The organism is Mesorhizobium sp. WSM4814 (assembly GCF_055811595.1).
This window is the reverse complement of sequence record NZ_JBVVQT010000012.1, coordinates 37,899-61,236: the sequence shown is the minus strand read 5'-3', so window position 1 is coordinate 61,236 and position 23,338 is coordinate 37,899. Positions and strand designations below refer to the sequence as shown.

22 protein-coding genes are annotated in these 23,338 nt (G+C 63.0%); 10 read left to right on the top strand and 12 right to left on the bottom strand.

Annotation, left to right across the window (positions count from 1 at the left end; translation table 11 throughout):
• The first annotated feature begins 50 nt into the window (after positions 1–50).
• The gene (locus AC0L2V_RS18845; RefSeq protein WP_473520876.1) at positions 51–1,490 is read left to right on the top strand and encodes an FAD-binding oxidoreductase; all 1,440 of its coding nucleotides are present in this window, start codon (positions 51–53) and stop codon (positions 1,488–1,490) included.
• A 153-nt stretch (positions 1,491–1,643) separates the two neighbouring features.
• Here the strand turns inward: AC0L2V_RS18845 and AC0L2V_RS18840 are convergent, their stop codons facing one another.
• Positions 1,644–2,066: a cupin domain-containing protein gene (locus AC0L2V_RS18840; RefSeq protein ID WP_287054532.1), complete on the bottom strand. Its 423-nt coding sequence runs from the start codon at positions 2,064–2,066 to the stop codon at positions 1,644–1,646.
• A gap of 501 nt (positions 2,067–2,567) precedes the next feature.
• Here AC0L2V_RS18840 and AC0L2V_RS18835 point away from each other — a divergent pair.
• The 7 genes from AC0L2V_RS18835 (at position 2,568) to AC0L2V_RS18805 (ending at position 10,523) form a co-directional block, all read left to right on the top strand.
• Positions 2,568–4,097, top strand: a complete 1,530-nt coding sequence (locus AC0L2V_RS18835) for a DUF2778 domain-containing protein (protein ID WP_473520875.1) — start codon at positions 2,568–2,570, stop codon at positions 4,095–4,097.
• Positions 4,098–4,293: 196 nt separating this feature from the next.
• Positions 4,294–5,079: a ThuA domain-containing protein gene (locus AC0L2V_RS18830; protein ID WP_473520874.1), complete on the top strand. Its 786-nt coding sequence runs from the start codon at positions 4,294–4,296 to the stop codon at positions 5,077–5,079.
• A 78-nt stretch (positions 5,080–5,157) separates the two neighbouring features.
• A complete protein-coding gene (locus tag AC0L2V_RS18825) occupies positions 5,158–6,216 on the top strand; it encodes a Gfo/Idh/MocA family protein (protein WP_473520873.1) in 1,059 nt (352 codons plus the stop codon).
• A 22-nt stretch (positions 6,217–6,238) separates the two neighbouring features.
• Positions 6,239–6,640 carry a GFA family protein gene (locus AC0L2V_RS18820; protein ID WP_473520872.1) on the top strand — a complete coding sequence of 134 codons (402 nt, stop codon included), beginning with the start codon at positions 6,239–6,241 and terminating at the stop codon, positions 6,638–6,640.
• 129 nt (positions 6,641–6,769) lie between these two features.
• Entirely contained in the window at positions 6,770–7,597 is an 828-nt protein-coding gene (locus AC0L2V_RS18815; protein ID WP_436798455.1) for an N-formylglutamate amidohydrolase, read from the top strand.
• Positions 7,594–9,462 (top strand): flavohemoglobin expression-modulating QEGLA motif protein, encoded by a 1,869-nt coding sequence (locus AC0L2V_RS18810; RefSeq protein ID WP_473520871.1) that lies wholly within the window; start codon positions 7,594–7,596, stop codon positions 9,460–9,462. The genes AC0L2V_RS18815 and AC0L2V_RS18810 overlap by 4 nt, the downstream gene beginning before the upstream one ends.
• Positions 9,463–9,476: 14 nt before the next feature.
• On the top strand, positions 9,477–10,523 hold the full coding sequence (locus AC0L2V_RS18805; RefSeq protein ID WP_287174071.1) for a glutathione synthetase: 1,047 nt from the start codon (positions 9,477–9,479) through the stop codon (positions 10,521–10,523).
• Between the two features lie 332 nt (positions 10,524–10,855).
• Here AC0L2V_RS18805 and AC0L2V_RS18800 read toward each other — a convergent pair whose 3' ends face one another.
• Positions 10,856–11,527: a Crp/Fnr family transcriptional regulator gene (locus AC0L2V_RS18800; RefSeq protein WP_473510451.1), complete on the bottom strand. Its 672-nt coding sequence runs from the start codon at positions 11,525–11,527 to the stop codon at positions 10,856–10,858.
• Between the two features lie 223 nt (positions 11,528–11,750).
• Between AC0L2V_RS18800 and AC0L2V_RS18795 the strand changes: the two genes are divergently transcribed.
• Positions 11,751–11,912 (top strand): hypothetical protein, encoded by a 162-nt coding sequence (locus tag AC0L2V_RS18795; RefSeq protein ID WP_167522729.1) that lies wholly within the window; start codon positions 11,751–11,753, stop codon positions 11,910–11,912.
• A gap of 897 nt (positions 11,913–12,809) precedes the next feature.
• Here the strand turns inward: AC0L2V_RS18795 and AC0L2V_RS18790 are convergent.
• The 7 genes from AC0L2V_RS18790 to AC0L2V_RS18760 form a co-directional block, all read right to left on the bottom strand.
• The gene (locus AC0L2V_RS18790) at positions 12,810–13,538 is read right to left on the bottom strand and encodes an amino acid ABC transporter ATP-binding protein (RefSeq protein ID WP_287203663.1); all 729 of its coding nucleotides are present in this window, start codon (positions 13,536–13,538) and stop codon (positions 12,810–12,812) included.
• 29 nt (positions 13,539–13,567) lie between these two features.
• Positions 13,568–14,242, bottom strand: coding sequence for an amino acid ABC transporter permease (locus tag AC0L2V_RS18785; RefSeq protein ID WP_287054546.1), 675 nt, complete (start codon positions 14,240–14,242; stop codon positions 13,568–13,570).
• Positions 14,239–14,910, bottom strand: coding sequence for an amino acid ABC transporter permease (locus AC0L2V_RS18780; RefSeq protein WP_473494879.1), 672 nt, complete (start codon positions 14,908–14,910; stop codon positions 14,239–14,241). The genes AC0L2V_RS18785 and AC0L2V_RS18780 overlap by 4 nt, the downstream gene beginning before the upstream one ends.
• A 115-nt stretch (positions 14,911–15,025) precedes the next feature.
• Positions 15,026–15,814, bottom strand: a complete 789-nt coding sequence (locus tag AC0L2V_RS18775) for an ABC transporter substrate-binding protein (RefSeq protein ID WP_473494880.1) — start codon at positions 15,812–15,814, stop codon at positions 15,026–15,028.
• Positions 15,815–15,926: 112 nt separating this feature from the next.
• Positions 15,927–17,090, bottom strand: a complete 1,164-nt coding sequence (locus AC0L2V_RS18770) for a saccharopine dehydrogenase family protein (RefSeq protein WP_473510454.1) — start codon at positions 17,088–17,090, stop codon at positions 15,927–15,929.
• Complete coding sequence (locus AC0L2V_RS18765; protein WP_473510456.1) at positions 17,087–17,638, bottom strand: Lrp/AsnC family transcriptional regulator; 552 nt, start codon at positions 17,636–17,638, stop codon at positions 17,087–17,089. The genes AC0L2V_RS18770 and AC0L2V_RS18765 overlap by 4 nt, the downstream gene beginning before the upstream one ends.
• 168 nt (positions 17,639–17,806) lie before the next feature.
• Positions 17,807–18,730 carry a LysR family transcriptional regulator gene (locus AC0L2V_RS18760; protein WP_473510458.1) on the bottom strand — a complete coding sequence of 308 codons (924 nt, stop codon included), beginning with the start codon at positions 18,728–18,730 and terminating at the stop codon, positions 17,807–17,809.
• 92 nt (positions 18,731–18,822) lie between these two features.
• Between AC0L2V_RS18760 and AC0L2V_RS18755 the strand changes: the two genes are divergently transcribed.
• Complete coding sequence (locus AC0L2V_RS18755; protein WP_473520870.1) at positions 18,823–19,653, top strand: NAD(P)H-dependent oxidoreductase; 831 nt, start codon at positions 18,823–18,825, stop codon at positions 19,651–19,653.
• A gap of 49 nt (positions 19,654–19,702) precedes the next feature.
• Here the strand turns inward: AC0L2V_RS18755 and AC0L2V_RS18750 are convergent, their stop codons facing one another.
• The 3 genes from AC0L2V_RS18750 to AC0L2V_RS18740 all read right to left on the bottom strand — a co-directional run bounded on the left by AC0L2V_RS18750 (position 19,703) and on the right by AC0L2V_RS18740 (position 23,329).
• Positions 19,703–20,428: a 3-keto-5-aminohexanoate cleavage protein gene (locus tag AC0L2V_RS18750; protein ID WP_473520869.1), complete on the bottom strand. Its 726-nt coding sequence runs from the start codon at positions 20,426–20,428 to the stop codon at positions 19,703–19,705.
• Between the two features lie 217 nt (positions 20,429–20,645).
• Positions 20,646–21,797, bottom strand: a complete 1,152-nt coding sequence (locus AC0L2V_RS18745; RefSeq protein ID WP_473520868.1) for a tetratricopeptide repeat protein — start codon at positions 21,795–21,797, stop codon at positions 20,646–20,648.
• A 176-nt stretch (positions 21,798–21,973) separates the two neighbouring features.
• Positions 21,974–23,329 (bottom strand): sigma-54-dependent transcriptional regulator, encoded by a 1,356-nt coding sequence (locus AC0L2V_RS18740; RefSeq protein ID WP_473520867.1) that lies wholly within the window; start codon positions 23,327–23,329, stop codon positions 21,974–21,976.
• Between the last annotated feature and the right edge of the window lie 9 nt (positions 23,330–23,338).

The window sequence follows — 23,338 nt, the reverse complement described above, 5'->3', positions numbered from 1 at the left end:
TTGGAAACGGGTGGAGGGAAAACGGCTCAAAAACAAACGGGAGGAAAGCCATGGATAGCATGAGCCTCACCACGCTTGATCGCGGCAAGACGACGGTCGATGCCGCGGCCCTGGAGGCGCTTTCGGCACAATTGCGCGGCACCGTGCTGAGGGAAGGCGACGCCGCTTATGACGAGGCACGCAGCATCTGGAACGCCATGATCGATCGGCGGCCCGGGCTGATCGTGCGCTGCGCCGGTGCCGCCGACGTTATCGCCGCCGTCAATTTTGCCAGGGAAAACAGGCTGCTTGTCGCGGTTCGCGGCGGCGGCCACAACATCGCCGGCAGCGCCGTCTGCGACGGCGGCCTGATGATCGATCTGTCGCCGATGAAGTCGGTGCGGGTCGATCCGGCGACGCGGCGGGCATGGGTGGAACCTGGCGCGACGCTCGCCGATGTCGACGCGGAGACACAGGCCTTCAGACTGGCGGTGCCGACCGGCATCAACTCGACCACCGGCATTTCGGGCCTGACGCTGGGCGGCGGCTTCGGTTGGATCACGCGGAAATTCGGCCTGACCATCGACAATCTTCTCTGCGCCGATGTGGTTACCGCCGACGGCAAGCTGCTGCGCGCCAGCCAGACCGAAAATCCGGACCTGTTCTGGGCGCTGCGCGGTGGCGGCGGCAATTTCGGCATCGTCACGGCTTTCGAGTTCAAGCTCCACCAAGTCGGTCCGCAGGTGCTGTCGGGGCTTGTCGTTCATCCCTTCGCCGATGCCGAAAACGTGTTGCGGGAATACCGAGCGGCGCTCGAAGCAGCGCCCAATGAGCTGACCTGCTGGGCGGTCATGCGGCAGGCGCCGCCGCTGCCGTTCCTGCCGGCCGAATGGCATGGCAAGGAGGTGCTGGTCCTGGCCATGTGCTATTGCGGCGACCTTCAGGAGGGTGAGAAGGCGACACAGAGGCTTCGCGCCATCGGCACACCGATTGCAGACGTGGTCGGTCCCAACCCGTTCACCGGCTGGCAGCAGGCATTCGATCCGTTGCTGACGCCTGGCGCCCGCAACTATTGGAAGAGCCATGACTTCACCGAGCTTTCCGACAGCGCGGTGGAGGTCGTCACGGCGGCGATACCCAGGCTTCCCGGCCCCGAATGCGAGATTTTCATCGGCCATGTCGGCGGTGCGGCGGGCCGGGTGACAGCGGATGCAACGGCGTTTCCGCAACGCAGCGCGCATTACGTCATGAATGTCCACGCCCGCTGGCGCGAACCCGAAATGGACCAGGCCTGCATCGACTGGGCGCGGGGTCTCTATGAAGCAGCCAAGCCCTATGCCGCCGGCACGGCCTATGTGAACTTCATGCCCGGGGACGAGGTCGACAGGGTCGAAGCAGCCTATGGCGGCAACTATCGGCGGTTGTTGGAAATCAAGCAGCGATATGATCCGCTGAACCTGTTCCGCATGAACCAGAATTTGCGGCCGATGGAAGCGCAGCGCGCCGCATAGGCTGCGCAGGCATGACAAGGCCCGCGCCTCCGACGGAGGACGCGGGCCTCATTTTCGGGTCATGCGCTAGAGCGGTTCGCTGAACCGCTCTAGCTATTTGTTTTTTGCGCAATTCCGGGCGGAAAACCGTTGCACACTTTTCCTGGAATTGTTCTAGGCAGGTATCAAGATCGCAATGCGATGTACGCCGACCACGGCACTTGTGTTGGTGGAACCGTCGGTCTTGCCCTTGGCGCAAGTGTACATGTCGCCTTCTCTAAGTTTGAATTCCTTGTCCGCTTTCTTGATCGTGAATTCGCCGGCAGCGATCGTGCAGACCATGTCGTTGTCCATGACCTCTTCAGGAGCCACTGCTCCGGGCTGAAAGACAATGTCGACAATTGAGATGCTCTTGTAAGCGGGAATGTCGGAGGTCCCAGTGCCGACCTCCACCAGTCTGACGCCGGGCGCAATCTCCTTGCCTTCATTCGGGCCGTACTCCTTGGCCGTTGCGGATCTCGCCAAAGCGAATAGAGGCGCTACCGCGGCGGCAGTGACGCCGAGCGCTATTGCAGACCTGCGATTCATGGTTTCCATCGCATCCTCCCTTTTGTTGGTCGCGCACAAATGTGCATGACTAAGGTATATTAGCACAAACGAATTTACCTGTAAGGCAGCGCCGGCAACGCAGCCTGCGCGCAGACGATCACGGGTGATGCGACGCTTTCGAACTCGAAACAGCCTTTAACTGAGGCCCGCCCAGGCACGGCCTAGTCCTTTCGGTTTCTTGACTCGGCCGGCAAAAACGGGCAGCAAAGCCTGATACAGAGGGCATTTCCGCTATTTTCATAGTTTTGGAGGGAGCCTTTTTTGACATAGACCTTCGCCTGATCGGCGATCGGTAGAGGGATTGGTTAACCAAGTTTGTCCATCTTTTGATTCAATCGGCAACAGACGTGAAGCGTGCCGGGGGGCACCAGGCGACTGTGATTGTGACGGCTGCGAGCCCGCATGCCGCAAGGCCGATTGAGGTTTGGTTGTATGGCGTTGATGCGTTTGAATAACCGGGGTGACAATTCTGATAGTGGATTGCCCTCGATGAGGCCCGGACTGCGCTGGGTCGCGATTCCCGTTGTTGGCGCTGCGATCGCGCTGTGGTCGGCTGCGACCGTGGCCGGCCTCCATTCGGTGGGAACTTCGCTCACCGCCGCCTCCAGCAGTCTTCCGCAAAACCTGCTCGCGCCGCGCTCAATGGCGCTCGCCGATCCCCGACACACACTTGCCAATTCACGGGCCAATTCGTGGGCGCCGTCAGTGGCAAGCCGGCAGCGTGAGGCGTCGCTGCTCGGCCGATGCAATGCCGGCTGCGCGCAGGCCGCCGCGAGCTTCGAGCATGAAGGCAAGGTAGGGCGTCTCAAGCCGTCAGCGCGGCCGGACGCTGTGCAGCTTGTCGCCGAAATCTCACCGCAATCGCGCTTCGACAGCGTGGTGGCGAAAGCGGCGCTGTCGCCGCAAAAGATTGCTGCTGCCTTTGCCCGCGCCTCCGGCGGGGCCGCGCCGTTTGCGGTCGTCAGTCTGCCGACGGACCAGCGCTTTGCGGAGCCGGTGCGCCTGACCGATCAGCATGGTCCCGCATCCGTGCGCTTCGGGCCCGAGATTGCGGAAATCGACCGATCCTCCCGGCTGGCGCTGGCGCTTGCGAATGCATTGCCGGAAGCGATGATCGACGTGCTGCCGCAGGCGACGACGGCCGATCCTGCTGCCACGCGAGAGGGCGAGGTGCAGATGGCGTCGCTGCCGCCGCAGGACGCAATGCCCGGCAGCGTTCCCTTGCCGACTTGGCGTCCGCAGGCGGAAATCGATCAGTCAGACGAGGCGCCCGAGGTCAAGGCACCCGAGGTTAGGGCACCCGAGGTTAGGGCACCCAAGGCCAATGCGCCCAAGGTCCAGGCATCGAAGGCCGCCAAAGCCCAGTCTCAGCCATCCAAAGTCAACAGGATGGAGACCGCCGCCGCGCCGCAGGTCGAGATGCCCCGGGCGCCAGCCTTGTCGCCGAGGAGTTCGTCACCGGCGGCGAAACCAAGCATGCAAGAGGACATGCAGGGCAGCCCGGGCATGCAGGGCAGCCGGGGCATGCAAAGCAGCCAGGGCAAGCCGGCCAAGCGGTCGAAGGCCGCAGACACGCTGGCCTATGCCAAACCCGACAGCCCGGCGGGCGGCGGCGGGGTCTTCGGCAACCTGTTCACCAAGCCCAGCAGCGGCGTCGCCGTCTACGACATTTCGGCGAAAACCGTCTATATGCCGGACGGCTCGCGGCTCGAGGCGCATTCGGGACTGGGCTCGATGGCCGACCAGCCTCGCTACGCCAACCGGAAGAATGCCGGCCCGACGCCGCCCCACACCTACGATCTGAGGCTGCGTGAATCGCGCTTCCATGGGGTGGAGGCGCTGCGTCTCACTCCTATCGACGGCAAGAACAAATTTGGCCGCGACGGCTTTCTTGCGCACACCTACCTGCTGCGCGGCCGCCGCGGGGAATCGAGCGGCTGCGTCGTCTTCAAGGACTACGCCAGCTTCCTCGCCGCGTTCAAGAAGGGCAAGATCAAACGCCTCGTCGTGCGCGGCTAGCCCGAGCCGGCGTGACATCCAATCTCCCCCCAAGTGGGGGAGATGTCCGGCAGGACAGATGGGGGCGCTATCCCGCCGACATCTCCGGAATTCCCCCCAATTGTCAGCAGCCAGCCTCGAAACCGTTTTCATTCCCGGCCGAGGATACTATGACTGACCTGACCGGGGCGGCGGCTTCAACCGCAAGAGGAATGTCATGACGATACGCGCTGTCGTTTGGGGCGAGAATATCCATGAGCGGACCAATGAGGTGGTGGCGGGGATCTACCCCGAGGGCATGCATGCAACGATCGCCGACGCGCTGAAGCTCGACCCCGAAATTTCCGTATCGTGGGCGACGCTTGAGCAACCGGAGCATGGCCTGCCGGCCGACCGTCTGGCGCAAACCGATGTCCTCGTGTGGTGGGGACACAAGGACCATGGCGCCGTCGCCGACGAAGTCGTCGAGCGCGTGGCGCGCCGCGTCTGGCAAGGCATGGGGCTGATCGTGCTTCATTCCGGCCATTTCTCGAAGATCTTCAAGCTGCTGATGGGCACGCCCTGCACGCTGAAATGGCGCGAGGCCGGCGAGCGCGAGCGGCTCTGGGTAACCAGCCCCAACCACCCGATCGCTGCGGGGATCGGCGAGTATTTCGAGCTTGAGAACGAGGAGATGTATGGCGAGCAGTTCGCCGTGCCGGAACCGCTGGAAACGGTGTTCATCTCCTGGTTCCAGGGCGGCGAAGTGTTCCGGTCGGGGCTGACCTGGCGCCGCGGCGCCGGCAACATCTTCTATTTCAGGCCCGGCCACGAGACCTATCCGACCTATCACGACGCGAATGTCCAAAAGGTGCTGCGCAATGCGGTGAAGTGGGCGCACAACCCGCAGGGCTCAAATCCAGCCATCCTCGATGCGCCGAACGTGCCGGTGGAAAAGGCGCTTGAGCCGGTCGTCGAGCGCGGCGGAAAGCTCCATGCCGCGGGCGAAACCGGGTTTCGCTAGACCGCTATCGCGAAGCTTCGGTTCTGAAAAATCCATGATCAAACAAGAAGATAAGGCCTCATCCTAAGGATAAGAATCATGCGTCTCCTGATACTCGGCACCGGCTGGATGGCGGAGGAACACGCCAGGCAGTTCAGCAGGATCGAAGGCGTCGAACTGGTCGGCGCCGTCGATCTCGACCGCGCGCGTGTCGAAAAGTTTTCGGACAGCTACGCAATCCCCAACAGGTTCGCGTCGCTGGAAGACGCGCTCGCATGGGACAAGTTCGACGCGGTGGCGAACGTGACGCCAGACCGCATCCACCATCCGACCACCATGATGCTGATCGCGGCGGGCAAGCCGGTGCTGTGCGAAAAACCGCTGGCCGAAAATTACCAGCGGGCCAGTGAAATGGCCGATGCCGCCGAGCAAGCCGGCATCATCAACATGGTCAACCTGACCTATCGCAACGTCGCCCCGCTGCAGCGGGCACGCGCCATGGTGCTTGCCGGCGAGATCGGCCAGGTGAGGCATGTCGAAGCATCCTATCTGCAGAGCTGGCTGGTCTCCAAGTTCTGGGGCGACTGGCGCACTGATCCGAAATGGCTATGGCGGCTGTCGCGCGGCCACGGCTCCAATGGCGTGCTGGGCGATGTCGGCATCCACATACTCGATTTCGCCAGCTATGGCGCGGCGCTCGACATCGACCATGTGTTCTGCCGCCTCAGGTCCTTCGACAAGGCGCCCGGCAACCGGATCGGCGAGTACGAGCTCGACGCCAATGACAGTTTCACCATGGCGCTGGATTTCAGCAACGGCGCCTTCGGCGTCGTCCATGCCAGCCGCTGGGCAACCGGCCATCTCAACGAATTGCGGCTGCGCATCTATGGCGACAAGGGTGGGATTGAGGTCGTGCACAATCTGACCAACTCGGAACTGAAAGCGTGCATGGGCGAGGACATCGAGAACGCAAAATGGCAGGTTCTCGATGCCGGAACGGTGCCGACCAACTACCAGCGCTTCGTCGATGCGGTGCGCAACCGCGTCCAGGCCGAGCCGTCGTTCCGCCACGCGGCCGAATTGCAGAAGGTGCTCGACCTTGCCGTCGTCTCCGACGAGAAGAGGGCTGAGCTCAGGACCCATGCCGAAACCCATTGATGTTCGCTGAAAGGGGCCAGCCATGGTCACGCGCCGCGCCCAATGTTCCTGCGGTCAGCTGTCAGCCACCTGTTCGGGCGAGCCTGTACGCGTCTCTGTCTGCCATTGCCTGGCTTGCAAGCAGCGCACCGGCAGCGCGTTCAGCTTCAATGCGCGGTTTGCGGAGAATGATGTGTCGATCCAGGGACGAGCGGCGGAGTTCACGCGCGTTGGCGACGAAGGCGGCCGTGTCATCTACAGTTTCTGCCCGGATTGCGGCACCACTGTCCATTACCGGATCGATGTCCAGCCCGGTCTGATCGCCATTCCGGTGGGGGCTTTCGCCGACCCATCGTTCCCGCCGCCCTTCCTGTCCTTCTATCACGATAGCCGGCGCTGCGAGTGGGTCGAGGTCCGCACTGAGCCTCTGGCGACGTTCGGCTGAAGCCGTCGGCCACCTTCGGCTGACGTTTTTGGACGGTTCAGCCTGCTGATCCAGGGCGAGCCAACGATCGCTTGTTCGATGAACTGGAACCGTCCACACTCTCCACGCATTCGATGGACTGTGAACACGATGACTTCCAACAATGATCCGGGCAACAATGATCCGGGTGGATCACCGGCAGGCTGGACGATCAAGCTCGGAGAGTCGCCTATAGTCGGTACAGCTATCCACAGCGGCACCGACGTTGGCAGGGCTTGTCGATCGCTCATGTGTCTCTCCGATCCCGACCGGCGTCGAGAAGAGGACCCGTTCACCGAGCGTTTCATCGCCGATTTTCCTACCCAGATCATCGTTCATCGGTCACGCTTCCAAGTGGATCTGAACCGTGCGCGAGACGCTGCGGTCTACCGGTCGCCGGACCAGTCCTGGGGCCTGAAAGTCTGGCGAGAGCAGCCGGACGAGGACATCGTTACGGAGTCTCTCTCCTTTCACGACGCCTTCTACAGTGAGCTGAACCGTGTCCTTGCCGGTATCGAGAAGCGCCATGGCAGGTTCGTTCTCATCGACGTCCATAGTTATAATCACCGGCGCGACGGACGGGAGGCTATGCCTACGTCCCGTGACGTCGCGCCCGACATCAACATCGGTACGTCTTCCATGGACCGCGAGCGCTGGGCACCGGTCGTCGACGCTTTCATCGAGACGCTTCGCGGCCAGCGTCTCAACGGCGAGCCGATCGATGTGCGCGAGAATGTGTCCTTCCAGGGCAAGGGCGAACAAACCCGTTTCGTCCATGCCAATTTTCCGGAAACCGGGTGTGCCATCGCCGTCGAGTTCAAGAAGATTTTCATGGACGAATGGAGTGGCGAACCCGACTGGGGAACAATCGAGCGGCTGCGCGCCATGCTGGCGTCTACGGTGCCCGTCCTGGAGTCGGCGCTGCGGGCCATGCGATGAAGCCCAAGCTCGTTGAGCCCGCGCCTCCATTGGCGCAAATCGAATCGGACCTGGACGCGCTTTTGCGGGACGGCAAACCAATCCGCCGCGATTTCGGCAATGGCAACCGTTTGCACATGGATCGGCCGCTGCCCTTTCTGTGTGTCCATGTTGGGTCGCATCAGGATGCGGCATTCCATGCTGTCTCCGCCAACGCGTCCTATCTGATCGCGGCCGACATCGGACTCGCCCGCGAGGCCGCGCGGCTGGTGGTGCGAAGGCTGCGCGATCACTGCGGCGCCTTCCTCATGCTGGACATCGGAGAGTTGGCCGAAGACCGGTTCCTGACCGAAGATGTTCCGTTTTTGCCGCCCTTCGAGATTGCGCTGGCCTGCGGTGACACGGCGGCGGAGAAGGCGGCACTGAAGCGCTTCGCCACCGCTGCGTCCGCACGCGAAGCAAAATACCGCACGCCCCGCGTCGACGAACTCAACCCCACGACACGCGCCGAAGCACGGCTTCTGGATGATCTCGGCGATGCGGCGTGCTTGACGGTACGTTTCGCACCGATTTACCGGGTGCCTGGCACCAAGCGCGTCTACCCCGAACTCCACGACCTTGTCGTCGCCAACATGGTCGATTCCGCGCTTCAGGCCGTCAGCGCCTTCCTGAAGGCATCAAGGCTGGAACAGCCGGCAACCCATCGTTCGCTGGGGCGGCGCGCCTACATCGACGCAGTGGTGCGCGCTGATCGGGCGATCGACAACGTCGCGTCGACATTCGATTTCCTGCTTGCCGTCACACCGATCAATGCCGAACCAGCCTGGCTGGAATTCCAGGCAGGCGCCTTCGAGCGTGTGCCCGTACTGCTCTACAGGCCGCTCGAGTTCGAGGTCGCCGGCCAGAAACGGAAGCTCTATTCGGTCTCGCTCGATCATCTGGAAGATCCGCTGCTGACCACGCTGCTCTCGCAAAAGCAGCAGGAACTCGATCTCCAGCTGTCGATGCTCGCGGCGCGCGAAACGCCTCGCTTCGTCGAACTCGGACGAGCTCTCTATGGTAGCGTCGAGCCGAGCCTGGCGGCGCGAGCACGCGCCATTCTCGAAAAGGCGCCTAGCGTTGCGTCGGCCACCCGGCAGAAGGGCCTGGGCGCCGACGCTGTCGCCGCGGCCGCGCGAGACATGATCGCCGGCTACCGGGCAGCCTATCCCGAATTCGATGCCTCCGTGGAGATCCGCGGCGACCTGCCGGCCGGCCTCCTAGTCTCTCGAAACCGGCTGCTGGTTTCACGCGATACCAACCTTCCACCGGAGCGTCTGACTGCGCTGCTCAGTCACGAGATCGGTGTCCATCTGCTGACCTATTTCAACGGCGATGCGCAGGGGCTCGCCATTTTCCGCAACGGACTCGCCGGCTATGAGGGCATGCAGGAGGGACTGGCCGTGCTGGCGGAATATCTGGTCGGCGGCATGACCGCAGCGCGGTTGAGGCTGATCGCGGCCAGGGTTATCGCCTGTCAGGCGATGCTCGACGGAGCAACATTCGAGGAGACCTTCCGCATCCTCCACAGGGATTTCGGTCTCGATGATCGCGGCGCCTTCAACGTCGTTCTGCGTGTCTATCGAGGCGGGGGCCTTGTAAAGGACGCCATCTATCTGCGGGGCATGGTGCAGATCCTCGATCATCTGAAGGACGGCGGCAGCCTCACGCCGTTCTGGATCGGCAAGATCTCCGCCGCGCATTTCGGAGCGATCCAGGAACTCAACGCGCGCGGCTTGCTGCGGGCGCCGCGCCTCGAGCCCGCGTTCCTCTCTTCCGACGCGGCGCGTCCGCGTCTCAAGAAAGCGATGGCGGGAATCGGTCCGATCGATATGGTTGAAACTTGAGCGGAGTCTCCTCGATGCGCATTGCGTTCTTTGTCAATTCCATTGAGAGCGAGACGCCCGCCTACACGACGACAGCGTTGGCGCTGGCCGCCGTCCAGCGCGGCCATTCCGTTGTCTATGTTGAACCAGGCGACTTCATACTGCGTCCGGATGACGGTCTGGCTGTCAGCGTAGCGGTTCTGCCGGATGCTTCCTACAAGACGTCCGACAGACTGCATGCTGCCCTGAAGGATGCAGCGAAGCAGAAAAAGACTTTGGCGATAAGCGATATCGACATTGTGTTTCTGCGCAACGATCCATCGCTGGACGCCACCGATCGGCCATGGGCCGCCAACGCAGGCGTTATGTTCGGGCGGCTCGCGGCGGCTCGCGGCGCGATTGTCGTCAACGATCCGGATGGCCTGGGACAGGCGCAGAGCAAGCTCTACCTTCAGTCTTTTCCCGAGGCGGTCAGGCCGGCTACCCTGATATCGCGCAGCATTACCGAGATCCGCGCATTTATCGACAAACACTCGAAGGGCTGCATCGTCAAGCCACTCCAAGGATCGGGTGGCAAGAACGTCTTCCATATTGCAACGCCCACCGATTCCAACCTCAACCAGATTTTCGAAGCGGCCAGCGGTGACGGCTATCTCATCGCGCAGGTCTACATTCCGGAGGCCAAGGCTGGTGACGTGCGTCTTTTCCTGATGAACGGTCTGCCGCTGGTGCGGGACGGCAATTACGCAGCCTTTCGCCGCCTTCCAGCCAAGGGCGACGTCCGGTCCAATATCCATGCCGCCGGAACAGCCCGCAAAGTCAAGGTAACAGGCACGATGTTGGGCATTGCCGAGATGGTGCGCCCCAAATTGATCAATGACGGCATGTTTCTGGTTGGGCTCGACATCGTCGGGGACAAGCTTCTGGAGATCAACGTCTTCACGCCAGGCGGGCTGACACGGCTCGCCGTCATGTACAAGACGGATTTTGCCACAAGCGTCATCATTGCGCTGGAGGAGAAGCGGACGCTGCGGCAAGCCTATGGAACGGCCATGACAAATTCGCGGCTGGCGACGCTCTGAGGGATGCAGGCAGGCCGGCTAGCAGGCCAACTAGGACGGCAAGTGGGTTGAGGTTCGCACTGAGCCTCTGGCGACATTCGGCTGAAGACGCCGGCCGGGTCTTTCCAGACCAGGGCAGAATCCAATCACTCTGAACGACCGAGTTCAATCCTTGTCTGCCCTTCGTTCGGAGAACTTTTAAGAAGCCGAGTCATGATTCTTGCAAGGGTGAAGCGATCAAAGCCCGACCCGCGCGCTGGCACGCTAGGTTGCCCGGTTTGCCGGAAGGAATAATCACTTGCGGCCGAGGAGTATGAAACGTGCGCTGCCCCCCGCCGCAGCGACAGCCTTCGCTATTCCTTCTTGTCGACCAGCGCCCGTAGTGCCGAGACGTCATGCAGCAATAACCTGCTGCCGCGCTTTTCGATCAGGCCTCTCTTGGCGAGGTCGCTCATTTCGCGCGAGACCGCTTCCCTGTGCGTGCTCATCGTTGCCGCCAGCTCGGAATGCGTCGGTGCCGGGCTTATGGACACCTCGCCGTCCACGAGTGCGGCTTTCTCCGCCCGATGCAGGAGCTCGACGATCAGCCGTTTTCGCACGACCAGAGTGCTGTATTCGAATACCCGCTCGGTCATGCGCCGGAGCTGGGCAGACAGATGCTCAAGCAGCATCCAGGCAAAAGTCGGGTGGGTCATCACGATATCCCGGAATGCTGTGCCGGACAGCCGTGCAGCGCGGGTTGCCTCCAGCGCGACTACGCTGGCAGAGCGTGCAATCCCGTCAATGCCTCCGAGCTCCCCGAAAATGTCACCCGGTTCGACATCGCGATACGCTATCTCCCTGCCGTCCGCTGAAACCAGTGTCACGCGAGCCCGTCCTTCCAGCAGGAAGAAAACATCGCGACCAGTGTCGCCGTGGGAAATGATCAGCTCGTTGTGTCGATAGCTGCGCTCGTGCCACCGTTTGGTCAGCGCGGCGAGGTCGGCATCGCAAAGTCTTGAGATGAAGGCCAGAGAGCTTGTCACAACGGTCTCTTGTTCAATCAAGTGTACTTCACCTTACTCCCTATCCAAGGAAATTTGATGGCCGCAGGCCCGCTTTCCGGGATGCAAACTGGGAGCGGATTTCGCCAATGTTTTCCCCGGTGTGGGAATTCCCACAGCCGAGCCTGGTTCGACTGTCATATCCTTGTTGCAACGTCAGGCCCGCCGGTTCGTGCGCAAGCCGGCGAAAGGAAAGGGAACAGTCATGAAATTCTTGGCTCCCGTCACAAAACTTGCTGCGGGGTTTCGCAAATTCGTCGCGCCGCGCTACCGCCCGGAGCTTTATTACATGCGTGGCCCGGGGCCAGCCACCGCCCGCCGTATGGGCACGCCGCGGCAAAACCAATCCATCGACCACTACGCCTAACTTGCCTCGCGGACGGCTGAAGCTCTCGCCCGGAGTGCCGTTCGCGCCGTTCCGTACCGGTCAATTCAGATCAATGAAGGTATGATCTGATCATGGTTATAATTCATGCTGCCGCCATCGGTCCATTTCGCAGGTGGTTACGCCTCCGCGCCGAGCGAAAAGCTCTCTTGTCGGCAACGGACCAGTTGAGCCGTTTACCCTATGACGTTCTTGGCGACATCGGCATCTCACGTGACGAAATCATGTGCGCTTTGCGAAGCCGCGCCATCCGTCATGCGGAGGCAGGCGCGGCCGGCACGATGATCGAGCGCACCAGGATCGCTTCGGCCTCGATCCCGAAACGGTTGGCCGCCGGCAGTAGCTACGCCTCGGCCGAGATCCCCTTTGGCTGGTCCACGAGCGCGCGATCGAGCCTTACATCGCGGCTTCGACAAGCAGCGGCGCGCGGACGGGACCTTAGAACGGCACTACACCTGCGACCCCAAGGACTGAATGTTGACCGACGGGAACTGGGGAGGATCTCAAAATGATCGTGTCAGTTGTTAAGTCCCTCGCGCTCGCTCACGCTGACATGCCAATCAATCAGCTGAAAGACGTCTATTTGGATTGCGAACGGGGAGGCGTCCCCTGCCGGTCAATTATAGCGTTGCCGGAAGGGCCGCTCAAATTCGGAGCGGCGGCCTACCGCCGCTTCATCGCAGGGGGTCACGCCGTTCCCTACATCTACCATCAGGCATGGTCCGCAGGTCGCCCCCTACCGATGAGCTAACGTCCGCTCTGGAGAAGCACCGCGAATGTCTGAACATGGCGCTAATTGCTCGTTCCCATCGACGAGACGAATGGCAGCATCCCACCCGTCTCGGCCATTGGCGACAGCCAGCTGGTTGAGTTTTGACTCTAATGCCGCAGAATCTTGCTCAGGAAGGCGCGGCTGCGGTCGGTCTTGGGGTGCGAGAAGAATTCATCCGGCGTGCCGCTCTCGACGATCGCGCCGGCATCCATGAACACCACGCGCTGGGCGACCTTGCGGGCAAAGCCCATTTCGTGGGTCACCACCATCATGGTCATGCCCTCCTCGGCGACAGCGACCATGACGTCGAGCACTTCCGAGATCATCTCTGGATCGAGCGCCGAGGTCGGCTCGTCGAACAGCATGATCTTGGGGCGCATACCGAGGCAGCGGGCGATCGCGACGCGCTGCTGCTGGCCGCCGGAGAGTTGTGCGGGATAGGCATTGACCTTGTCGGCAAGGCCGACCTTGGCAAGCAGCTCGCGCCCGGCCTTCTCGGCCTCGGCGCGCGGGATCTTGCGGACATGGATCGGCGCCAGCGTCACGTTCTCGAGCGCTGTCTTGTGCGGGTAGAGGTTGAAGGACTGGAAGACGAAGCCGATCTCGGTGCGCAGCCGCGTCATGTTGGTGGCGGGGTCGCCGAGGCGCTGGCCGTCGACCACCAGGTCGCCGTCGCGGATCGTCTCCAGCCCGTTAATGCAGCGGATCAGCGTGCTCTTGCCCGAGCCGCTCGGGCCGCAGACAACGACCACTTCGCGTGGCTCGACGCTGAGCGTGATGTCTTTCAGCACATTGAGCGTGCCGAACCATTTGTTGACGCCGCGAAACTCGATCATGCCGGTACCATTTTTGCTGAGGTTCAACGTCACAACTGCACCTCGCCATGGGCCGCACCCATGCGCTGCTCAAGCCGGCGCGCCAGCAGGATCAGCGGATAACAGACGATGAAATAGCCGAGGCCGACGAGGAAGAAGACCAGCAGGCCGTTCGGCACGCGTTGCACCACCAGCCAGCCGACGCGGGTGAGGTCGGTGAGCCCGATAGCCGAAACGACAGAGGAATCCTTGATCAGCAGCACATATTGCCCGACCAGCGGCGGCAGCACGATGCGCATCGCCTGCGGCAGCACCACCTGGCGCATGCGCTGCCAGCGCGACAGGCCGGACGCCAGCGCCGCCTCGACCTGGCCGGTCGGCACCGAGCGGATGCCGGCGACGACGATCTCGCAGATGAAGCAGGCGGCCAGATTGGTCAGCGCGATGATGCCGGCGGTGAAGGCGTCGAGCTCGATGCCGAGTTCAGGCAAGATGAAGAAGATCAGGAAGATCTGCACCAGGAACGGCGTGCCGCGGATCAGGTCGACCCAGGCGCCGATCACGCCGCTGATCAGCCGGTTGCCGCCGGTCCGCAGGATGCCGAGGCCAAAGCCGATCAGCGTGCCCAGCACCAGGCTGACCAGCGACAGCATCACGGTCATGCCGAGGCCGCGCAGGGCGAGGGGATAGCTGCCGGCGAGGCTTTGCAGCTGCTGCCAGATCATGTCCGTGCCCCCGCGAGGCCGAGCCAGCGCCCGGACAGTGCCGCCAGTCCCTTTAGCCCGTAATAGAGCAGCAGGTAGAAGGCGGCAATGGTGATGAAACCTTCCGCCGGCATGAAGCGGTCGGAGGCGAGCAATTGCCCGGCGCGCGTCAGTTCGGCGACCGCGATCAGCGACAGCAGAGCGGAATCCTTGACCAGCACGATCGCCTGGCCGAGTAGCGGCGGGATCGTCACCTTGAACGCCTGCGGCAGGATGACCAGACGCATGCGCTGGACATAGGTCATCCCCGACGCGACGCCGGCCTCGACCTGGCCGCGCGGGATCGACAGAATGCCGGCGCGGATGATCTCGGCGACATAGGCGCCGCTGTTCAGCGACAAAGCAAGGATGCCGACGACGAGCTCAGGCAGGATGATGCCGAGCCGCGGCAGGCCGAAATAGAGGAAATAAAGCTGCGCCAGCAAGGGCGTGGCGCGCACCGCGTCGATATAGGCCTTGGCCGGAATGCGGAACAGCCAGCCGCGCTGAAGGTTCATGGCGGCGAGCACGATGCCGACGGCGAGCGCCCCGGCAAAGGCGAGGACAGACAGCCACACGGTCGTGACGAGGCCCTGCCCGAACAGGGGCAGATATTCGACAATGGTGCGGAAGTTGAAATTTTCGAGCATGGGTGGGGCGGTGAATGGTGAATAGTGAATGGTGAATAGGGATTAGTGAATGGTGAATAGGGATTAGCGAATAGCGAGTAGCGATTTACTACTCACTATTCACTATTCACTATGCTCAGTGATCCTTCTTCCAGTCGTCTGAATTAACCCAGTAGTCGAGGTTCTTCTGCAGGCGGCCGTCGAGGCTGACCTGATCGAGGAACAGGTTCATCCAGGTCAGCAGGTCCTGCTCGTCATAGCGCGTGGCGAAGGCCAGCGGCTCCTTCGACAGCATGTCCGGCATGATGGTGAAGCTGCCGGCCGGGTAGGCGGTCGACTGGCCCTTGACCGCCGAGACGTCGTTGACGCCGCAATCCGCCTGGCCGTTGTTGACGGCGTCAAGCAGCAGCGGGCCGCCGCCCTTGTAGCTCTTGATGTCGGCGTCCGGGAAAGCCTTCTTGGCCTCCTTCTCGCCAGTGGCGCCGAGCAGCACGGCGATCTTGGTGCCCTTGGCCTTGCAATCCTCGGTGGATTTGAACTTGCTGTCGGCCTTGGTGAAGACGGTGCTGCCGGTATACATGTAAGGCTTGGTGAAGGCGACCTTCATCGCCCGCGCCAGCGTCGGCGTCATGTCGGCGACCAGAAGATCGGCCTTGCCCGACAAAAGGGCCGGGATCAGGCCGTCCCAATCGAAATCCAAAAAGGTGATCTTGACGCCCATTTCCTTGGCCATCAGTTCGGCAAGCTCGACCGAACTGCCGGTGCGCTCGCCGGCAGCGCCGACCAGCGAGAAGGGCGGTCCCTGCGTCTGCACGGCAACGCGCAATTCGCCGCGCTTGGTGATCTCGTCGAGCGTTCCGGCACTGGCCGCGGCAGTGAGACCGGCGAGCGCAAGGCCGGCGATGAAAAGCTTGGCAATAGTCATTGGGCATTCCTCCTTGTTGTCGTTTGTTATTTTCACTTTGTTGTTCCACCCCTTTGGGGTGCTTTTTGAGCGGCAGCGCCGTTGCCGGCGGCGACCACCGTTCGAAAATCCTTCAGTCCCAGTCGATCGTTTCGGATACCCGTATACCGCGTCTGGCCAGTTCATCGAGAAAGCGGCCGTCCGGCACATGCAACAGCGGGTTGAGCAGGCCGGGCTCGGCAATTTCGCCCCGCGCCAGCATCTGCGCCACGATGCTGGCGGGATAGCCGACGCCGAGGCTCATGCCGAACAGGCCGGAGGCGAGGTCGCGTTCGATGACCAGGTCCGACATCATCGTCTTGCGGCGGCCATCTTGGGTGCCGGTAAAGACATTACGCATCACGCAAAGGTCCTTCTCGCCGGCGCCGTATTGCAGTTGCGGGCCGAGCAGCCGGCCGAGAAATTCGCGTGGGCTGGCGCCAACGCCGGGCACCTTGTCTTCGGAAAGGAAGCCAAGCTCCTTCAGCGGCGCCCAGAACGCCGACCAACCCGGCCAGCGCAACGAATAGCGGCCGGAGCGCTGCAACCCCTTGGCGGCGGCAAGCATGCCGGCATAATGCGGCGCGTCGCCATTGGGGAAGGCTTCCAGCCTGCCGAGCCCCGCGATCTCGATCTCGTGGATAAAGCGATTTTCATGTTGCTGGCCGGCCGGCACATCGACCCGCTTGCCGTTCTCGACCAGCACGCTGTCGCGGTTCTGGCTCATCAGAACCATGTCAAAATTCCAGCTCACCTTGTAGCACAGCGGCTTGGCCATCGCCTTCGGCTCGGGGATACCGCCGCAATAGGAATCGATCGCGGTGATGGCGTCGAACTGCCTTGCGGCGCGCGCGTAGAGCACAAGGTCGATGCCGGGGTCGAGCCCGCATTCGGTCATGATCGAAACGCCGGCCGCTTCCGCTGCGGGGGCAAGGTCGGCGATCGTCTTGCCGTAATTGGTGGTGACCAGCGGCGTGCGCGTCGTGATCGCGGCCTGCACCGCCTCGCGCATCAGCGGCTGCGGCAACAGATCGATGGCGGCGTCGACACCCGCCAGCACATTCGCCAACACAGGGGCGATCGCGCCTTCGGGCACGACGAAACGCACGCGGGCAAGGTCGGTCAGGCCGCCAAGCCGGGCTGCCCCATTCGGCGCAGTATCGACGCAGACGACCTCTTCGACATCGGCGCTGGCGACGAGATCGGCGATCGCCGCCCGGCCTTGCAGGCCGAGGCCGCCGAGAACCGCGATCTTCATGGTATTTCCTTTCGCCCAGTTTCGTCGCGCCCAGTTTCGTCGCGCCCAATTTCGTCGCGCTTGCTCTCGTCCGACCAGCAGCCTTCCGGCAGGCTGACCCATTTGTTGCAGGAGGCCATGACGACGAACGTCTCGCTGCGCACGACTTCCCCCGGCTCGCCGGCGCCGGGGATCAGCTCGCTGGTGACGCGATAGAGATCGGCGACATCGCCGGCCACCGTCACGTCGACGATAATGTCGAAGCGTCCGGTGACCACGGAGGCCGAGTTCACGAAAGGCAGTTCGGCAATGCGCTGCGCCAGTTCCCGGGCGCGGCCGCGCCCCTGCGCATTGATGCCGACGATCGCCGAGATCAATTCTGGGCGCTCGGTCAGGTTGAGCAGCCCGACGATCTTGAGCAGGTTGCGGTCAAGCAGGTTGCGCAGCCGCATGCGCACCGTGGGCACCGAGACGGCCATCTTCTCGGCGAGGCGATTGACGCCAAGCTGCGCATCCTGCGACAGCAGCTTGACCAGTCGCCGGTCGGTCTGATCGAGATGTTCCCGCAAAAACTCAGGCTTTCATAAATGGAAAGAATTTATCGAATTTTCTTTCTGATATGAAAACAGCTTAGGGTGTATCTTTTTACATCGCAAGAGCGTTCGGCGCCGTCAACAAGGCCGCATCCTGGAAGACAGAAGGGTTTTGCCAGCCGCAGCCGACCGAGGGCATGCCGACTAACGCGGTTTCTCGATCCCTGGAATGCCGCCGATCCGCTCGGCGAGAAAATCGACCAGCAGCCGGACCCTGGCAATGCCGGCGCGCTCCGGGACGATCAGCATGCTCAGCGGAATGGGAGGCGGGGCGTAGTCCGGCAGGATCACTTCCAGCCGGCCGGCGGCGAGGAGATCGTCGACAAGCCAGTGATGGGCAGGTGCAATACCGCGCCCGGCGACGAGGGCTTCGCGCACGGCAAGCCCATGGTCGACCCGAAACCGGCCGCCAAAAGGCACCGCGTGGCGTTCGCCGCCCGGCCCCTCCAGGGCGAGCGTGTCGCTTCCCGCGATGTTCGACATCCGGATGCCTTCGTGGCCAGGCAGGTCCTGTGGGACGGCCGGTCTGCCCCGCGCCGCCAGATAGGCGGGCGCCGCCACCAGCAGACGCCGGGACTGGCCGAGCGCCCGCAGTTTCATCGAGCTGTCGGTGAGCGGACCGAGGCGAAGCGCGACGTCGACGCCCTCCCGCACAAGGTCGATGCGCTCGTCGGTGAGGCTGAGATCGACCCCGATGTCGGGGTAGCGGTCCTGAAAGGCGAAGATCAGCCGGCTTACGTGCAAGACCCCGAGCGCCGCCGTGCAGGATATCCGGATCGTGCCGGCCGACGCGCCGCGCGTGCCCCGTGCCTCGTCGCCGGCCTGCTCGACGAGGCGCAGGATCTGAACGCTGTCGGCATAGTAACGGCTGCCTTCATCGGTCATCGTGACACGCCGGGTGGTCCTGCTGAGCAAGGGCACCCCGACGGCGTCTTCGAGCTCGCGCAAATGCCGCGTGACCGTCGACTGCCCAACCCCGAGCTCGCGCGCCACCGCCGACAGGCTGCCGCGCTCGGCGACGCGAACGAAGGTGCGCATGCGCTCGAGGGTCACATCAGATCTATCCATTATTCGGCATAATCTTATGCATTGCTAAGATGTAGCGGATCATCTCTGGCCTAGCTACCTTCAGTGCCATCATCCTTCATCGGAGTGGCCCCATGAAAGTCCTGCTTGTTTTTGCTCATCCTGAACCGCGTTCGCTCAACGGAGCACTGCGTGACGTCGCCATCAGAGAACTCGAGGCCCAGGGCCATGAAGTGCTGATATCGGACCTCTATGCCGATGGCTGGAAATCCGAGGTGGACCGTGCCGATTTTCCGTCGTGGCCGCCCGAAGAACGCTTCCTGCCGGCTGTGGCATCCAAAAATGCTTTTGCGACCAACACGCTAACCGAAGATGTTAAAGCAGAGATCGACAAGCTGCTGTGGGCCGACACACTGATCCTCCAGTTCCCGCTGTGGTGGTATGCCATGCCGGCAATCCTCAAGGGCTGGGTCGACCGGGTCTACGCCTACGGCTTCGCCTATGGTGTCGGCGAGCATAGCGACAAGCGGTGGGGTGACCGCTTTGGCGAGGGAACGCTCGCCGGCAAGCGCGCGATGCTGATCGTGACCGCCGGCGGCTGGGAGGAGCATTACTCCGCCCGCGGCGTCAACGGCCCGATCGACGACCTGCTGTTCCCGATCAATCACGGGATCCTTTACTATCCGGGCTACGACGTGCTTCCGCCGTTCGTCGTCTACAGAGTGGATCGTTTTGGGGAGGCCGATTTCGAGCCTGTCGCGGAGCGCCTGCGCGAAAGGATGCGGACGCTCGAGACAACCCGGCCCATTCCCTACCGGCAGCAGAATGGCGGCGACTACCACATCCCGAGCATGCAGCTCCGCTCTGAGCTGGGCGACCCGGGCGCAGCAGGGTTCGCGCTTCACGAGGATCGCGCAACCGCGAAATCGGCTACGCCGCGTTCGACTTTGCGGGACGTGGCCTGACGCAGCATCCCGAGAAGATCGGCAAGGCGCCCGAAGCCTACGGGATGAATCAACGACCGGCCCGGAAGATCGCAACCGCAGCAGCCGTCAGTGCGGCATTGCCGGATGCCGTAGTGCCGTCCGGAAGCGCCTTGCCGTCTTCCAGCCCGACGCGCGTCGACCAGTTGCGTTCCGCCGCCCGGTGCACGAACGGCCACACCGTGGCGTCGGCACCGTGCAGCAGGATGGCGCGACGGAGTCCGGCGCGGTCGAGCACGGCGGCGATGCCGTCGCAGGCTTCCAGCGCCTCGTCCAGCGCCTGCTCGGAAATCTCGATCAGGATGCGCAGCACCTGGTTGCCATGGTCGAGGCGGACCAGGCGCTCGGCATCAGCGACGGAGGCGAGCCCGGCCTCGATACCGATGCCGCGCTGCCGCAGGCTTTGCATGACCTCGGGCGCGGCCTTCTCGCTCAGATTGACCGAGGCGTAGTCAGGCAGCTCGCTCCAGCCGGCGATCGCCGCAAGCGTCCGCTCGTCGTCGTTCTCGATCCAGGCGCCGGTCGACACGCCGATCAGCGTGCCCGGGCAGGCTCGGCGCAGCGTCAGGATGGTACGGTCCATTGTCGCCGGGGCAAGGTTTTCGCGGCCGTCGAGCCCGCGTGCATGGACATGCAGCTCGGCCGCACCGGCGGCCACGCAGGACGCGCCGTCACGCGCCATGGCGTCCGCGTCAAGCGGCAGCTGCGGATGGAAATCGGCGCTGCGCGCGCCATTGATGCAGGTCTGGACAATCATGGACGTGCGCCCGGTTGCGGTTGCTCAGTCTAGCGCAGGGCCGCGAATACTGTAATTGGTCGCGCGATCATCCTGACAGATGGGCGGCCAAGCCTGAACCAATGTGACAGAATGTGCCGGGCAAGCACCACGGCCCGGACTTCAATGCGCTTGCGCGCCTTGCAGGAGATGCGTCTGTCTTTCCGATCCCAAGTCTCGGCTGGGACTCATTCTTCTGTCACGGCATAACGTCCAGCGCACGTAATCTGGCGGCGGCGAGATGGCGCTCGATGTGGTCCTGAGGGCATTCGCTGGCCGCGCGCCGGTAAAGCGGCAATGCGCCTTCGGTGTGTCCCTGTAGTCGGTTGAACTCGGCGACGAAAAAATTCGCCTCACAGCGCTGTACGATTTTCGTGGCCATGCTCGCTCCGCCAGCCGCTGCGAGTACCTCGGCGGGGGTTTGTTCACCAAGAAACATATCTACCACCGGTGCCGGCCAGTTCGTCATGTCGAGCGTCTTGGCTGCTTCACGCAAATGGCCGTCATCGCGGCTGCTGCGCTCCAGGATGTGTCTCCAAATCGCGACGTAGGCATTTCCAGGCTCGAGCGCCGCAGCTTTTTCGATGTCGGCCTGTGCTTTCGCAAGCGAGCCGAAAAGCAACTCCACGAGCCCCCGGTCTCCATAGGTGTGGCCGACGTTCGGGCTGAGGCTGATTGCGTGTGAGCAATCGGCTATCGCAAGCGCCTCGTTGCCCTTGGCGGCCCAAGAGAGGCCTCGGTTAGAATATGCGAGCGTATTCTTGGGATCGAGGGCCATCGCTTGACTATAGTCGGCGATGGCCCGGTCAAAGTCCCCGTTGCCGGCCGCCGCTATGCCTCTACCGATGTAGGCACTGGCGAGCTTCGGATCGAGACGGGTCGCGTGGTCAAAATCGGCCATAGCACGGTCGAGGTCGCCCTTGCTTTTCCAGACAAGTCCTCGATTGACATAGATCGCGGCCTTTTTCGGTTCGAGCTTGATCGCAGTGTTGTAGTCTGCAATAGCGCGGTCATAGTCGCCCCTGCTGAACCAGACCCAGCCTCGACCATTGTAGCCTCTGGCCTGGTTCGGATCGAGGCTGATCGCCTGATCAAAATCGGCCATGGCGCGGTCGTGGTCACCAAGTTCCACCAGAGCGTTGCCACGCTTGCCATACGCGGTTTGTCGATCGTCGGCCGGCTCCGTCGTATCCTCGATCATGCGCGTGCAGGCGGCGATCCGCACGGTCGGCTCGACCTCGTCATCGCTGACGCAATCGCTGCTGGCTGCGAAGGCCGGGAAGGTCGAAACCGTCAGGACGATTGCGGCGGTCAGCGCCCACCCCGAAGACTTGAGCCACAGTCGAACCAATTTCACCACCCCAGCAATCGAAGCCCTGGCGCCGCAAGCGACGCGTGGCCGCATTCTAATCAACCGATTTCAGAGAGCAATCACTGGTTGCGCCCGTGAACCGGTCATCGAGTGGCGCCGAACGGGCAGGGATGATCTGGCCGCCCCCTGGGCAGCGCCCGCCTGCCGGCACCCCCTTACCTCGAAAACTCGCTGCGCACGATGCCGTGGCGCTGCAGCTTGTCATAAAAGGTCTTGCGCGGAATCCCCAGCGCTTCGATCGTGCGCCTGACGTCGCCCTCGTTGCGGTTAAGCGTCTCGCGGATGATGTCGGCCTCGTAGCGCTCCAGCCGTTCCGGCAGTTTCATGGCGGCATCCGGCTGGGCTGGGGCAGGGGATGCCACTCCTGCGTCTTCTTCCAGTCCAAGCACGAAGCGTTCGGCGAAATGCGCGAGCTCGCGTACATTGCCAGGCCAGTCATGGTCGCTCAGATGGCGGTGCACCGCGGCCGGCACCGCCGGCAGCGGACGCCGGAAGCGGGCGGCGGCGCGCTCGGCGAAGTAGAAGAACAGCAGGGCGACGTCGTCGCGGCGCTCGCGCAGCGGCGGAATGGAGATCGTCACCACGTTGAGCCGGTAATAGAGATCCTCGCGGAAAGCGCCGCGCTGGCGCGGATCGCCGAGATCGACCTTGGCGGCCGCAACGACGCGCAGGTCGACCGGCCGCATTTCGTTGGTGCCAAGCGGGGTGACCTCGCGCATTTCCAGCACGCGCAGCATCTGCACCTGTGTCGAGACCGGCATGCTTTCGATCTCATCGAGGAACAGCGTGCCGCCGCTGGCGTGCTCGATACGGCCGATCCGCTTCTTCTGCGCCCCGGTGAAGGCGCCGGCCTCGTGGCCGAACAATTCGCTCTCGATGACCGTCTCGGGCAGCGTGCCGCAATTCAGCGCGACGAAATTGCCCTTGGCGCGGCGACTCCAGCGATGCAAAAGGCTGGCCACCACTTCCTTGCCGGAACCGGTTTCGCCGGTCACCAGCACGTCGACATCGGTGTCGGCGATCTGGCGCAGCGTGCGGCGCAGCCTTTCCATCGCCGGCGTCTGGCCGATCAGCGGCAGGCCGTCCTGCGCCTCTCCGGCCGCCTCGCGCAAGGCGCGGTTCTCCATCACCAGGCGGCGCTTTTCCGCGGCGCGGCGCACGCTCTGCACCAGCCGGTCGGCGGCGAAGGGTTTTGTGATGAAGTCGTAGGCGCCGTCCTTGATCGCCTTGACGGCAACCGCGATGTCGCCATGCCCGGTGACGAGGATGACCGGGATGTTCGGGTCCAGCCGCAGGATGCGGTTGAAAAGCTGCAAGCCGTCAATCTCAGGCATGCGGATATCCGACACCACCACGCCGGCAAAACCGGTGTCGAGCCTGGCCAGCGCCTCGGCCGCCACCGAAAAAGCCGAGACCGAAAAGCCGGCAAGCTCCAGCGTCTGCGCGGTAGCCTTGAGGAGATCGCTGTCGTCATCGACCAAGATGACCGGCGCTGCGTCGTCGTTCGTCATGCTGCCTTG